The organism is Pseudomonas sp. W22_MBD1_FP4, assembly GCF_052113765.1.
In the GTDB taxonomy this organism is placed as follows: domain Bacteria; phylum Pseudomonadota; class Gammaproteobacteria; order Pseudomonadales; family Pseudomonadaceae; genus Aquipseudomonas; species Aquipseudomonas sivasensis.
Window position 1 is genome coordinate 363,723 of sequence record NZ_JBGQOI010000001.1, and the last position, 13,967, is coordinate 377,689.

14 protein-coding genes and 1 pseudogene are annotated in these 13,967 nt (G+C 56.7%); 10 read left to right on the forward strand and 5 right to left on the reverse strand.

Translation table 11 applies throughout. From position 1 onward, the window contains the following. Window positions 1-60: 60 nt before the first annotated feature. From ACEN2T_RS01750 to ACEN2T_RS01770, 5 genes are all read right to left on the reverse strand, one after another. Window positions 61-783 (reverse strand): hypothetical protein, encoded by a 723-nt coding sequence (locus ACEN2T_RS01750; RefSeq protein WP_442116177.1) that lies wholly within the window; start codon window positions 781-783, stop codon window positions 61-63. A gap of 100 nt (window positions 784-883) precedes the next feature. Further along, window positions 884-1,402, reverse strand: a complete 519-nt coding sequence (locus ACEN2T_RS01755) for a cysteine hydrolase family protein (protein ID WP_122681001.1) — start codon at window positions 1,400-1,402, stop codon at window positions 884-886. A gap of 469 nt (window positions 1,403-1,871) precedes the next feature. Continuing rightward, entirely contained in the window at window positions 1,872-2,582 is a 711-nt protein-coding gene (locus ACEN2T_RS01760; protein WP_442116178.1) for an SDR family NAD(P)-dependent oxidoreductase, read from the reverse strand. Between the two features lie 36 nt (window positions 2,583-2,618). Then, window positions 2,619-3,179 (reverse strand): GTP cyclohydrolase I FolE, encoded by a 561-nt coding sequence (gene folE / locus ACEN2T_RS01765; protein WP_032887313.1) that lies wholly within the window; start codon window positions 3,177-3,179, stop codon window positions 2,619-2,621. Window positions 3,180-3,333: 154 nt separating this feature from the next. Further along, entirely contained in the window at window positions 3,334-3,798 is a 465-nt protein-coding gene (locus ACEN2T_RS01770) for a thiol-disulfide oxidoreductase DCC family protein (RefSeq protein ID WP_122757319.1), read from the reverse strand. Window positions 3,799-4,826: 1,028 nt separating this feature from the next. On the opposite strand from ACEN2T_RS01770, the pseudogene ACEN2T_RS01775 reads away from it, so the two are divergent. From ACEN2T_RS01775 to ACEN2T_RS01820, 10 genes and pseudogenes are all read left to right on the forward strand, one after another. Continuing rightward, window positions 4,827-5,429 (forward strand): annotated as a pseudogene (locus tag ACEN2T_RS01775) (methyl-accepting chemotaxis protein); the annotation flags it as partial. An 11-nt stretch (window positions 5,430-5,440) separates the two neighbouring features. Next, window positions 5,441-5,809, forward strand: coding sequence for a response regulator (locus ACEN2T_RS01780; RefSeq protein WP_442116179.1), 369 nt, complete (start codon window positions 5,441-5,443; stop codon window positions 5,807-5,809). A gap of 30 nt (window positions 5,810-5,839) precedes the next feature. Next, entirely contained in the window at window positions 5,840-6,157 is a 318-nt protein-coding gene (locus ACEN2T_RS01785; RefSeq protein WP_442116180.1) for an STAS domain-containing protein, read from the forward strand. Between the two features lie 16 nt (window positions 6,158-6,173). Then, entirely contained in the window at window positions 6,174-8,306 is a 2,133-nt protein-coding gene (locus tag ACEN2T_RS01790) for a chemotaxis protein CheA (protein ID WP_442116281.1), read from the forward strand. A 23-nt stretch (window positions 8,307-8,329) separates the two neighbouring features. Then, window positions 8,330-10,453 (forward strand): methyl-accepting chemotaxis protein, encoded by a 2,124-nt coding sequence (locus tag ACEN2T_RS01795; protein WP_442116181.1) that lies wholly within the window; start codon window positions 8,330-8,332, stop codon window positions 10,451-10,453. Between the two features lie 3 nt (window positions 10,454-10,456). Then, window positions 10,457-10,969, forward strand: coding sequence for a chemotaxis protein CheW (locus tag ACEN2T_RS01800; RefSeq protein ID WP_442116182.1), 513 nt, complete (start codon window positions 10,457-10,459; stop codon window positions 10,967-10,969). Window positions 10,970-11,047: 78 nt separating this feature from the next. Continuing rightward, the gene (locus ACEN2T_RS01805) at window positions 11,048-11,575 is read left to right on the forward strand and encodes a chemotaxis protein CheW (protein ID WP_442116183.1); all 528 of its coding nucleotides are present in this window, start codon (window positions 11,048-11,050) and stop codon (window positions 11,573-11,575) included. Beyond that, window positions 11,572-12,375: a CheR family methyltransferase gene (locus ACEN2T_RS01810; RefSeq protein WP_442116184.1), complete on the forward strand. Its 804-nt coding sequence runs from the start codon at window positions 11,572-11,574 to the stop codon at window positions 12,373-12,375. Before ACEN2T_RS01805 ends, ACEN2T_RS01810 begins: the two co-directional genes overlap by 4 nt. A 1-nt stretch (window position 12,376) precedes the next feature. Beyond that, window positions 12,377-12,889 carry a chemotaxis protein CheD gene (locus ACEN2T_RS01815; protein WP_442116185.1) on the forward strand — a complete coding sequence of 171 codons (513 nt, stop codon included), beginning with the start codon at window positions 12,377-12,379 and terminating at the stop codon, window positions 12,887-12,889. Next, the gene (locus ACEN2T_RS01820) at window positions 12,886-13,962 is read left to right on the forward strand and encodes a protein-glutamate methylesterase/protein-glutamine glutaminase (RefSeq protein WP_442116186.1); all 1,077 of its coding nucleotides are present in this window, start codon (window positions 12,886-12,888) and stop codon (window positions 13,960-13,962) included. Before ACEN2T_RS01815 ends, ACEN2T_RS01820 begins: the two co-directional genes overlap by 4 nt. Window positions 13,963-13,967: the final 5 nt, after the last annotated feature.

Here is a 13,967-nt window from a genome sequence, read left to right on the forward strand (position 1 = left end):
CACTACTCAATAAAGGGGTGAGTCAGTCTTTAATTTCCGTCGTGGGCGCTGAGGTCCGTTTCAGGGATTGGCTTGCACAGCGGCATGAACCAGCGCGTTCGTCTTGCCAAAGAGCGCGTTGCCATTCTGTGATGGGTTCACTTGACGATAGTTGCCATAAACGATGCGCACGCCCTTAAGTAGGGTGATCGCTGATACAGCGATTACGCGGCGGTGCTCACCATTGTCGGCGAGTATTTCACTTCCCAGAATGAAATAGATGGCTTCGTCGTCCGCCTTTAGAACCTGGGTGCCCATCATCCTGAAGTCCGCTCCGGTTACTAAGCTATTGAGTCGAATCTGGGCGTCAGCATTCGTGCGCGAGAAGAGGGTTGGATCTTTAGACATTGCACTTCCAAGTGTGCGGACAAACTCCTTACGGCTCACGCCCTCCATGGGCCGCAGTTGACCATCACGGTCCAGGATGACGCCCAACACCACCCAGTCGGATGAGCTCACTAACTCGGACGGTGCGTTTTTTCTCCACTCTGCCACCTCTTCGCACCTCAAAAACAACGCCAAAATGCGGCTCGACGGCCCAGTGGCCTTGGCTGTCAGTTCAACGAACTTTTGCTCTCCGGGCGTTTCGCCAATCTTGCAGTAGCCTTGAGGCGAAGGCAGCTCAATCGATCTGCCGCCCACTGTGTATTGCTCAGAGTGGGCAGCAGTCGCTGCAGTGAGCGCGATTGCGATGCTCGCGAATCGCACGAATAAAAGAAGGCGAACGTTTAGGCGAATGGTCACTTGTTTCTATCCCTGATTGTGGCCTCCGATGAATGTAGCAGAGCGTGACAAGAAGAAATCATTCTCGCAAGTCACGCACATTCCCGTTATTGAGGCTCTGCTAGAAGCGCCACTCTTCGGCCCGAACCAGCCGGCAGAACGGCCCATCAAGGGTTGCATTGTGATGAGCAACGATGTCCTTAGCGCTCATCACTGGCGTGTCTGAACAGGTATGACCTTCGGCAACGAGTACCGCATCGAAGCCAAGATCACGAGCAGCACGGCAGGTGCTGTCGACGCAGTATTGAGTTTTCATGCCGGTGATGACCACACCGGTAACTCCACGAGACCGCAAATTGTCCGCCAGCTCAGTCATTTCAAAGGCGTTGGGCCGCCGCTTTTCGAATACCACCTCTGTACCCACCAGGTTGAGTTCCTGCGCAAGCATCGTCAACGGACTGTCGGGGCCGATGGGCGATCCAGCGGGCCCGACGTGGCGCGCGAGAAAAATCGGAGCGCCAGCGCTGCGGGCTTTGTCCATTAGGCTATTCACTGTTTCCAATAATGCTTCGCAGCGCCATGGTTTTTCCGGGCCGTGAACAAGCCCGACTTGGATATCGAGTATCAATAGGGCGTACATGGGTGCATCTCCTTGCGTTTGAACCAGCGACACAAGGGCATAAAAAAGGCCCTGTCCATCGCTGGCGGGCCTTTGAAGTTCGTAGGCTATTGGCTCACGACACCTCGCACGCTCCGCATACAGCGGTCGTGGTGGTGGTAGTCGAGGTGAGGCAATAGTGAGTCATGGATCGACACTAACAATCTCGCGGCGAGCTGACAAGCCAGGATCCCAGGCTGAGTGCGTTTGGCCGACTAGACAGTGCAAGTCTGCGGCCATCTGATGCCTGACGTGCCATGGTCGTTACCCACAGGCCGACAACCACGTGCAGGAGGCACGGTTCAGTTCAAAGGCGGAAATTGGAGCTAAAGAGGAGGGCAGTCATTTGCCATTAAAGGAACGCGAAATTGCAGCAGCTGCTCTGATTCGCATACGTCCCTGTGCGCGGCCCTGTCGGTCGGCCCCTGGAGATTCAAGGTTCACTTCCTGTCTACCAAGGAAGGCGTTCTCCGTTATAGGCAAAGAAATTACCGCTGTCAGCAGGCCCTAAGCGGTCAGTCAGAGATAACAGCTCATGCGCAGCAATGTTTGCCGGCCTGGCTTCAGAGGCACCTCGAAAGGGGTGTGACAGGCCTGAAATAACCGTGCCGGGATGAAGACTTAACAAGCGCGTCTGAGGCCGGGTTCGTGCCAGCTCGATGGCGGCCGTTTTAATCATCATGTTCAGTGCCGCCTTGGAGGCGCGATAGGCGTACCAGCCGCCCAAACGGTTATCACCGATGCTACCCACCTTGGCAGAGAGCATCGCCATCGCGCCTCGTGGGTCAAGCAAGGGCAAAAAGTGACGCAAAACCAGCGCAGGCCCGATGGTGTTGACCTGGAATATCGCCTGGAGCGTATCCGCTTCAATAGCGGAGTAGCTCTTTTCAGGTTTGATTTCGTCGCGATGGAGCAAACCGGCGGCATGCAAAATTAATTGGTAGGGGGCTTCTTGAGCTAATTCGGAGGCCGCGCTGGCAATACTGTCGGCCTCTTCCAGATCGAGGCATGGAACACTGTTACGCCCCAGCTCACGCACATACGCGCAACTTGGATCCTGATTGAGCAACTCACAAAAAGCCGAGCCGATCGCTCCACTGGCACCTATCACGAGGGCACGATAGCCCTCACCAAGCGAGTTCATCTTGAAGGGACTGTTCATCTAGGCGCTCCCGCGGTCTGGTTCGCTTTGTTGGTGTTAACCCATTCGTCCAATCAGCTGTAGAAACTCCTGACGCGACGCGGACGACTCGCGAAAGGCTCCCAGCATCACCGAAGATGTCATCACCGAGTTTTGCTTCTCCACGCCTCGCATCATCATGCACATGTGCTTAGCCTCAATGACCACTGCCACGCCGGCCGCATCGGTGATGTGCTGAATGGCGTCAGCAATTTGTTTTGTGAGGTTTTCCTGGATCTGTAAGCGGCGGGCGAACATATCGACCACTCGGGCCACTTTCGACAGGCCCAATACCCTTCCAGTAGGGATGTATGCCACATGAGCCTTGCCGATGAAGGGCAGCATGTGATGCTCACACAATGAATACAGTTCGATGTCGCGCACGATGACCATTTCATCGTTTTGCGATTCGAACAATGCGCCATTGATCACTTCTTCCAGGCTCATTGTGTAGCCATTGCACAGGTACTGCATTGCTTTGGCTGCGCGCTTGGGGGTGTCCAGCAGTCCTTCACGCTCAGGGTTCTCGCCTACGCCGACGAGAATTTCACGGTAGTGTTCGGCTAATGATGGGCTCATCTTGATTCCTCGCAGCCATGCTGCGGTTTAAGTGTCGGCAATCCATGGCGGTAGGAACGTATCTGCTGCGCACGATCTGACGCAGATGGCACGGGGGTCGCCAGATCAGCCATGACCCACCTTCTTCGTCGGGACCATGACAACGCAAAGCGTTCTAGGTCTGCTTTTTTTTCAAAATGGCCTGCTTGTCTGATGCGGGTTTTGACGCCGGCACCGCGCACTGCTGATCGACACAGCGGCGGCCACCCTCTGGATGAGGTAACCACGCCAAATGGGGGCGTAAACGGCAGAAAAGGCGATAACCGAATTCAAACAGCGGGCGCAATGCACGCCACGTCAGTGGCGTGGCCCAAAAACCTAAGCCAGCCGCTCGCCAACTCCACAGAGTGGCATCCAGGCCGGTAACCCAGCGGCCATCAGCGAAACGAGCGTGCAGGGACGACTGCATGTGCTCGAACGTCAACCCAAGTGCCTCGGCATCGAATGCACCGCTGCTGATGTCCACAAAAAGCAGTCGATCCGTTACGGCGCGTCCTCGCAGGAACTTGATTTCTCGCGCGCACAGAGGGCATTCACCGTCAAAATACAGCGTCAACGGCCACTTCATTTTCTTGTACATCGGAAATGACCTTGTATAGGTTTATACAAGATAGGCTGAAAGAAACGGGCTGACAATGGGCACTGTGTTGTAGCTGCGTGATGGGCACGCCCAGTGTTGTGAAGGGATCGTCCGCCCCTTCGGCATCAAGCTTCCAGAGGGAGGGCTATAGGAAGGCATTAACGAGCTTGCAAGGTGTCTAGAGAACCCAAGGCGATTCACCGTTTGATTTTTCATGTCAGCGATAGGAACGCTCATCGCTGTTTTTTTACGCATTTCTTCGAGGGTCATAAGAGTAGGGATTTTCCTACCGTGAAACTGCAATCCCTACTGGCAAATAGGGAAGCTCTGATACAAGCGGAGCCATCATAAAGCCACTATCTCTCCATGTAACGGAAAAGCTGTGCGTTCGCTCCTGAGGATGCGCACATTCCGACCGATCCGGCTTGCGCTGAAGTGGAGAGACCAAGGTGAAAGGACAGACGATTTACCCCTCCGCTGTCTTGACTCTGCTACCTGCGGGTTTAAGTGGTGTCTTCGGTTGCGTCGCTATTCTGTTCAATAGTGATCTGAGTGCCTTGAGCATCGCCAGCGGCGCAATGGTATTACTCGGCTCTTGTCTGGTTGGCGGCTTTGCCCAGCGTGCGTTGAGTGCTCAACGGCTTGTACAGCAGCAGATTCATGAGCAATCCAGCCGGCCTCCGGTTGTTTCGCCGGATGAAGGGTTGGGTGAAGTGTGCACCCAGGTCCTGCCGATTTGGGGGCAGCAGATCGAAGCCGCTCGGACCCTCAGCGAAGAATCGATTCTAAAACTGAGCGATCGTTTTGCGACGCTGTCGGGAGACATCTGCGCTTCTGCTTTTGATGGCGCCGGGCAGAATTCCGGAAGCCGGTTGCTGGAAATCCTTGAGGTGGGCCAGCGCGATCTGGACTCGATCATGGTGGCACTGCGCAGCGCGCTCTTACGCAAGGAATCGGAGCTCAAGGAAGTACTGATGCTGTCCGACTTCACCTCTCAGTTGCAGGAAATGGCCAAGTTTGTCGGTGATATTGCAAAGCAGACCAACTTGCTGGCACTTAACGCCGCCATCGAGGCTGCCCGGGCAGGTGATGCCGGTCGCGGTTTCGCCGTGGTGGCAGACGAGGTGCGCAAACTCTCCAGTCTGTCGGGGGAGACGGGCTTGAAAATCAGCGAGACAGTCAACACGGTCAATGCGGCGATCTCTCGCACTGTTGAGTTGTCTCGGCACCAGGCGCAGCAGGACTCACAGACTTTGGCTCATTCAGAGCAATTGGTGTCCCAGGTAATCGAGCATTTTCGGCACAACGCTCAGGCCATCGTCGATACCAGCAGCAGCCTTCAGCAACAAAGCGAAAGCGTTGCCAGCGAGATCGCGGGAGTGTTGGTGGCCCTCCAGTTCCAGGATCGCGTCAGCCAGATGCTCAACCTGGTCAACAACGACTTATGCAAGCTTCGTGGGCATATCACCGAGCGCCAGCAAATCACTCAAGCCGGCGGCTCACCGGACCTCATCATTGCCCAGACCTGGCTTGACCAATTGGCAAGTACCTACACGATGCCAGAGCAGCACGCGATCCATCACGGCAAGCCGCTGGTGAGCAGCAGTTCATCCGATGTCACTTTTTTCTAGGGAGTATCCCCATGAGCAAAACCATTTTGATTGTCGATGACTCTGCCTCCATACGTCAGGTGGTGAGCATCACCCTGAAGGGCGCCGGGTACGAAGTCATCGAAGGCGTTGATGGTCGTGACGCACTGAGCAAACTCGATGGCCGCAAGATTCACCTGATCGTCAGTGACGTGAACATGCCGAACATGGATGGCCTCAGCTTCGTCAAAGCCGCCAAGCAGCTGCCGGCTTATAAATTCACGCCAGTGATCATGCTGACCACTGAAGCAGGGGATGTGATGAAGCAGCAGGGGCAGGCTATCGGTGCCAAAGCCTGGATGGTTAAGCCGTTCCAGCCGTCTCAAATGCTCAGTGCTGTTTCCAAATTGATCATGCCTTAGCCGACCAGTGTTCCTGGAATAGAGGTTGTCATGTCAAACACCATGCCCTGCTTACGTCGGATTCTGGTCCTTGAAGGACCTCTGACTATCTACACAGCCGCTGAACGCAAAGACCTGTTGCTGGAGTTATTTCCCCTGGCCCAGGAAGTGGAAATGGACCTGGGCGGCGTCGACGAACTGGACACTGCCGGCTTGCAACTGCTGGTGATGATCAAGCAAGAGTCTGTGCGCCAAGGCTCCAGCCTGATTCTGAGCAATCCCAGCGCAGCGGTGATCAACGCCCTCGACTTGAGTGGGTTGTACAGCTTGTTCGATGAGTCGGCCCCGGCCCGTCAGCACAGAGGATAAAGCCATGAGCTCGCCCATGAATATGGATGACGTACTGCAGACTTTCATCGCTGAAAGTCAGGAACTCTTGCTCCTGATGGAAGATGCATTGCTGCAGATTGAGCAAGCGCCGGATGACATCGACACCATCAACGCGCTGTTTCGTGTCGCCCATACCATCAAGGGGTCCGCAGGTCTGTTCGGTTTTACGCCGATCGTCGCGTTCACCCATGTTGCGGAGAGTGTGCTGGACCGGGTGCGTGGCAATGAATTGAAAGTGGATGAGGCTCTGAGTGCCTTGTTCTTACAAGTGCGAGACCACCTGTGCGAGTTGATCAATCTGCTGGCCAGTCATGGCGACCTTCAAGGTATGACCATCGAGCATGAGCGCCAAGGAGCGGCGCTGGTGGAGCGCTTGAACAGCTATCTCATACATCCTACCGACACGCTTCAATCCGTAGCAGCGGACGACTGCCAAGAGCAGGGGTTCCCTGGTAATTGGCACCTCTCGTTAAGGTTCTGTGACGATGTTCTGCGTAACGGTATGGACCCCTTGTCTTTCCTACGCTACCTCAACAGCTTCGGGCAAATCAGCGCGATTGTTTGCATCACCGATGGCCTGCCGGACGTCGCGTCGATGGACCCGGAGACTTGCTACTTGGGCTTTGAGCTGGGTTTTATCACTGATGTAGACCAGGCAACCATTGAGGGTGCTTTCGATTTTGTTCGTGAAGGCAGCCAAATCTGCGTGCTGCCCCCTGACAGCGAGCCTGCAGACTTCCAAGCGCTGATTTCGCGCCTTGGCGCTGACCCCGAGGTCATGCTTGAAGCCCTGATCGCCTGTGGCTCCCTCACTCGTGAAGACTGGCTGGCAAGCATGGTGCCTTTGGCGTCGGTGGAAGTTTCGCCCCCTCAGGAGGCCGCGGATCAGGCGCTGGAGCGCAATGACGAATCCAAGGCCCGGGGCGCCAAAGAGGCGCGTACTGCCGAAGGCAACTTGATTCGGGTCGATGCCGGCAAGCTGGATCAGCTGATCAATCTGGTGGGAGAGCTGATCATCGCCGGTGCGGGCGCCAATCTGGGGGCGATCCACAGCGGTATCGGCACCTTGATTGAAGCGACCAGCTCCCTGTCGCGCCTCGTCGAAGAAGTGCGCGATTGTGCCTTGACCCTGCGCATGGTGCAGATCGGCGGCACGTTCAACCGCTTTCAGCGGGTGGTGCGGGATGTATCCAAGGAACTGGGCAAGGACATTGTATTGCAGGTGCTTGGTGCGGAAACCGAGCTGGATAAAACCGTGGTCGAGCGTATTGGCGACCCCTTGACCCACTTGGTACGCAATGCCATGGATCATGGCATCGAACCTCTGCAACTGCGACGCGAGCGAGGCAAACCGGAGCAGGGCACCGTTCGCCTCAATGCCTATCACGAGGCAAGCAGCATCGTGATCGAAGTCAGCGATGACGGTGGCGGCCTTAATAAACAACGGATCCTGGCCAAAGCTAATGAACGTGGTTTGTTGGTCGAAGGGCAGACGCTGGCGGACAGCGACATTCTCAATCTGATTTTTGAACCTGGCTTCTCCACTGCCGATCAGGTCAGCAACCTGTCCGGCCGAGGGGTGGGCATGGATGTGGTGAAGCGAAACATTCTCGCCCTGCGAGGCAGCGTCAACCTGGAAAGCGAGGAGGGGGTGGGCACCACGGTGCGCATCCGTCTGCCGCTGACGCTGGCCATCATCGACGGCTTTCTGATTGGTGTGGGTAACGCCTCCTATGTGGTGCCGCTGGACATGGTCGAGGAATGCATCGAGCTGACGCCGCAAGACCTCGAAGCTAAAGAGTTCCTGGACCTCAGGGGGGACGTTCTGCCCGTCGTCCGTCTGCGCGAGATGTTTGCCACCGACGAGCCCAACCATGGGCGCGAAAATATCGTTGTCGTGCATTACGCGGGGGTCCGGGTAGGGCTGGTGGTTGATCAGTTGCTGGGTGAATTCCAGACCGTTATCAAGCCATTGGGCAAGCTTTTCGGTACGGCTCAAGGATTGGGCGGCTTCACCATCCTGGGGAACGGAGCAGTAGCGTTGATCCTGGATATTCCCAAACTTCTCGGGCAAGTCGCCAGCCAGCAGAGACACGGCGCGACGCTCAGCCCTGAATTGACTCAATAGTTCGCTCCCTGGAGTACACCATCATGACGGTCAAAAAGAATATCTCGCTGTTGGTCGCATTCGCCCTGCTGGGCATCCTCACTCTGAGCGCTGTAAGTCTCTATCTGATGGGCGGGGTTAGGACGACTGCCGGTTATGCTGAATTCAATACAGTTCCCAGCCTGGTTTTGCTGGATCAATTAGCCGTGAACTTGGCAGAAAGCCACAGTCGTCAATGGCAGAGTCTGTCCGACCCGAGCGCTCTAACTCTGCAGCAGGGCGATAGGGAGTCCATTGACCAGGCGCTGGATCGCTATCAGAAGGAGTTGATCTCCGATGAGCACGATGGGGTTTTACTCAGCGGCTTGCGCAGCATTATTGCCGACTACAACCGAGGCGCTGAGCGTTTCGACAGCGCGCTTAAATCTGGCGACCCGGCAGCGCGCCGCCTGTTACCCGAGCTTGAACTTACACGAGAAAAAGTCGACTCAGCCTTGAGTGAAATGCGCAAGTACAACCTTGAACTTGGTCAAAAAAATGCGTTGATTGCGGGTGCGACCGAGCAGACCGCTTACTACACCATTGTCCTGGTGGGCGGTTTGACTTTGCTGCTTATCGCGCTGTTCGGGTTTTTCCTGGGACGTAGTCTGCTGCGCACACTGGGCGGTGAACCTGAAGAGGTGCGGATACTGTCGGAACGCATCGTCGCCGGGCAGTTGGATGGAGTAGCCATCACCAATGGTGTTGGGCATTCAGGCTTATTGGGTTCCATGGAGCAACTGAGCGCGACGCTTAATCAACTGATCACTCAAATGAACCACATGTCCGCAGAGCATGACAAAGGTGACATCGACGTCCAGATCGACGCAGCGCGCTTTGCCGGAAGCTACGGGCTGATGGCGCAAGGCATCAACGACATGGTCAACGGCCACATCAGCGTGAAGAAGCAAGCCATGGCCTGTATACGTGCCTTTGGTGAAGGCGACCTGTCGGCGCCTCTGGCCCGCTTCCCTGGCAAAAAAGCCTTTATCAACGACAACATCGAGCAACTGCGGCGCAATATCCAGTCGCTGGTTGACGACAGCCAGACGCTCAGCTCGGACGCAACAATTGGCAAGCTTGATACCCGTGCCGACAGCTCTCGTCACCAAGGTGATTTCCGACGTATTGTCGCGGGGATCAACAGTACGCTGGACTCGATCGTTGCCCCGCTCAACGAGTCGATGAGCGTGATGGTGGCGCTGTCGAGTGGCGACCTGACCCGCAGTGTCAAGGGTGATTACCAGGGCAGCCTGCAAGACTTGAAAAACGCAGTCAACGAAACGGTGAGCAAGCTCTCGCAAATCATTGGCGAGGTGCGCAGCTCGGCCGATTCCCTGTCCAGCGCCTCGGAAGAAATCTCCGCCACGGCGCAAAGCATCAGCCAGTCGGCGTCGGTGCAGGCAGCGTCGGTTGAGGAAACATCCGCTTCCATGGAACAGATGTCGGCGTCTATCGCACAGAACACCGAGAACGCGAAAGTGACCGATGGCATGGCGGGCAAGGCAACCAAGGAGGCGAGTGAAGGCGGGCAGGCGGTGAAAGACACCGTTTCAGCGATGAAAACCATTGCCGAGAAGATTGGCATCGTCGACTCGATTGCCTACCAGACCAATCTGCTGGCGCTGAACGCTGCCATCGAAGCCGCCCGCGCCGGTGAACATGGCAAGGGTTTCGCGGTGGTCGCTGCCGAGGTTCGCAAACTCGCTGAGCGCAGCCAGATCGCGGCCCAGGAGATCGGCCAAGTGGCAAAAAACAGCGTCGCCCTGGCTGAGCGGGCCGGCAACCTGCTGGATGAAATCGTCCCGTCGATTACCAAGACATCCGACCTGGTGCAGGAGATTGCCGCTGCGTCCGAAGAGCAATCCATTGGTTCGGAGCAGATCAACACGGCCATGTCCCAGATGAGTCAGATTACTCAGCAAAACGCTTCTGCCTCTGAAGAGCTGGCGGCGACCGCCGAGGAAATGAGTAGCCAGGCCGAGCAGCTGCAAGAGTTGATGGGCTTTTTTACCCTCAGCGGTCGCGGAGCAACTTCGGCCGTACCCCGTACCTCGCTCTCAAGCCACAGCGGCTTGCAGTGTGGTGAGCAGGCCCAAGAGGGCGGTTTCATTCGCTTTGGGAGTTGAGCCATGGAACCTGAAGCCCTGATCAGCAGCGAGTTCACCTCGCACAGCGATAATGACGACTCGTTCCTGCAGTTCCTGACGTTCATGTCCGCCAAGGAGGTCTACGCCATCGACACCTTGTGTGTGCGCGAGATCATCGAGTACGGGCAGGTCACCACGGTGCCGATGATGCCGGACTTTATCCGGGGTGTGATCAACCTGCGTGGTTCTGTGGTGCCGGTTATCGATCTGCAGGCGCGCTTTTGCAAAGGCACCACGCAGCAGGGCAGCAGGACCTGCATTGTGATCCTAGAGATGATGCAGGCAGGAGAGCCTCACGTGCTTGGCATTGTCGTCGACTCGGTGAGTGAGGTGATCGAGATCGAGCTGGCCGAGATTAAACCGGTTCCGGCAATTGGCAACCGAATCCGAGAAGATTTCATCCGAGGCATGGTCAAGGTACGAGGTGAGTTTCTGACGGTGCTTCAAATCGAGCAGGTGTTGTCGGTCAATGAAATCTCCAGTCAGTTGCACTGAGCGCTGGTCATCATCCGGTACCTAAGTTGAGTCTTGAGAGGGATGTCGCCGTTCACGGTGCAGCCCGAGGAGTGAGTCATGTCTGTTTCCACCTCGTGTTTACCCGTCTCCGGGTCGGCAGTGCCAACCCAGTACCTGACGTTCAGCATCGGCCAGGAGATGTTTGCCGTGGGCACCCTGAGCGTGCGGGAAATCGTCGAGTACGGTCCAATCACAGCCCTGCCGATGGCGCCGCCGAGCATTCGCGGGGTCACCAGCTTGCGCGGTGCGGCGATCCCCGTACTTGACCTGGGATTGTGTTTCGGGAGCGGCCTGACTCAGGAAAGCGCCCGTACCTGCATTGTCATGTTGGAGGTGCGCGGGGCGGGTGGCGCAGGCTTGGTGGGGATCATTGTCGATGCAGTCAGCGAAGTCCTGGAGATCCCTCCCGAACAGATCGAGCCGGCACCCAGGCTCCAGGGGCGACTGAGCCCGACCTTCATGGTCGGCATCGGCAAACTCAATGACCGCTTCGTTCTGTTGCTGGACATTGAACAGATGCTCAGCACCGATGACTGGTCGGCGTTGCTACCGCTGGACCTCCCTGGTCAGGGGCTTGCGTCATGAACGTCATTCTTTCCGATAACGAGTTCCAGCAGTTTCGCAGCCTGATTCACCAGGTGGCCGGCATCAGCATGTCCGATGCCAAAAAGCAGCTGATCAGTGGCCGCTTGGCCAAACGTGTGCAATTTTTCAATTTGACCACGTACGGCAGTTATTATCGCTTGTTGATGAAGGACGACATCGAGTTGCAGATGGCGGTGGATTTGCTGACCACCAACGAGACTTATTTTTTCCGCGAGCCCAAGCATTTTGAGTTTCTACGGGACGTGATCCTGCCCGAGCTGCGCGGTAACGCGGCGGTGCGTATCTGGAGTGGTGCCTGCTCCAGCGGAGAGGAGCCTTACACCCTGGCCATGGTGCTGGCCGACAGCCTGGGTGCTAGGCCGTGGGAAATCCTCGCCTCAGATATCAGCAGCCGAGTGTTGGAAAAAGCCCGATGCGGTCGTTATTCGCTCGACGCACTCAGGGGCATTCCCGAAGCCTTGCTGACTAAGTACTGCCTGAAGGGGGTCGGCAGCAATAACGGCATTTTCATGATTGAACCGACCTTAGCGTCGCGCATTACCTTCAATCCGATCAACCTTAACAATCCGCTGCCGGCTGTTGGTCGGTTCGATGTAATTTTCCTGCGTAACGTGATGATTTATTTTGATAATCAAACCAAGTGCGAGGTGGTCACACGTCTGCTGAAACACCTGAAGCCGGGCGGATATTTCATTGTCAGCCATTCGGAAAGCCTGAATGGCATCAGCGACGATGTGCAGTTGGTCAAACCGTCCATCTATCGCAAGTCGGCGGTGTGACATGCCTCGGTTGATCGAACACTTCCTGCAACCTGGTGACGTGGCGTTTGGCGGTCGACAATTGCGGTTGCGTACTGTGCTGGGGTCCTGTGTTGCGCTGGTGTTCTGGCATCCACAACGACTATTGGGCGGGATGTGTCACTACATGCTGCCTCGTCGACGCAGACAGGACGTAGGTAGTCTCAATGGCCGCTATGCGGCAGATGCGTTAGCGCTGCTGTTCAACTTCATGGTGCGGGCGCAGGTTCCCCCCGAACAGTTTTCCGTCAGCGTGTTCGGCGGTGGAGACATGTTTCCCGGAGTGAGGCGTTCCGATGGCTTGAGCATTGGCCAACGGAACGTGAATGCCGCCATAGGCCTGATCGAGGCCAATGGGTTGGTGTGTGAGGTCTATCACGTCGGTGGCCAAGGTTATCGGAGCCTGGTGTTCGATGTGGGCACCGGGCGCGTTCAACTCAAGCATGCCGACGGCACGTTGAACCCGTTCGAGTCGCCCAGGAGTAACGCAAGATGACGGATATTAAAGTATTAATCGTCGATGATTCCGCAGTCGTACGTCAGGTACTGAGTGCTAGCTTGAGCCAGGCCAGCGGGATCGAGGTCATCGGTGTCGCGGTTGATCCGGTGTTCGCCATGGAAAAGATGAGCAAGCAATGGCCTGATGTGATCGTGCTCGACGTAGAGATGCCGCGTATGGACGGCATCACTTTTCTAAGAAAGCTGATGGCCGAACGCCCCACGCCGGTGGTGATCTGTTCGACGCTGACCGAGAAGGGCGCCAAGACCACCTTGCAGGCGCTGTCGGCGGGGGCGGTGAGTATCGTCACCAAGCCGCAGTCCAATTTGCGACAGTTCCTGACCGAGAGCGCGGACGAACTGATCCAGGCGGTCAAGGCTGCCGCCAAGGCCAATATGAAGCGGGTAATGAGTACCCGAACGGCTGTTGAGGCTGCCCCTCGACTCAGTGCCGACTCGATCTTACCGGCCGGCGTGGCAGCGATGGCCCGCACCACGGAAAGCATAGTCGCCATCGGCACTTCCACTGGCGGCACGCAAGCGTTGGAGCAGGTGCTGCGCGGGTTGCCCCGGGTTTGCCCGGGCATTGTCATTGTTCAGCACATGCCGGAAAAATTTACCGCCGCCTTTGCCGAACGCCTCAATCAAGTGTGTGAGATTGAAGTTCGAGAGGCGGAGCAGGGCGATCGGGTGATTCCGGGGCGCGCGCTGATCGCGCCCGGGGGCCGTCATATGCTGTTGAAGCGCAATGGCGCGCAGTATCAAGTGGATATCGTGGACGGTCCTGCGGTCAGCCGGCATCGTCCCTCGGTGGACGTGCTGTTTCGTTCGGTGGCGCGCGGGGCGGGCAGCAATGCCCTGGGGATTATTATGACCGGCATGGGCGATGACGGTGCACGTGGCTTGAAGGAAATGCGTGATGCTGGCGCAAAGACCCTTGGGCAGGATGAGGAGTCTTGTGTGGTGTATGGAATGCCGCGTGAGGCGTTAAAGCTCGGAGCAGTAGAACGGGAGTTGCCGCTGGAGCAGATCGCTGCGGCTATCCTCGGTGTTCGCGGGCATCATCGCTAAGCGTG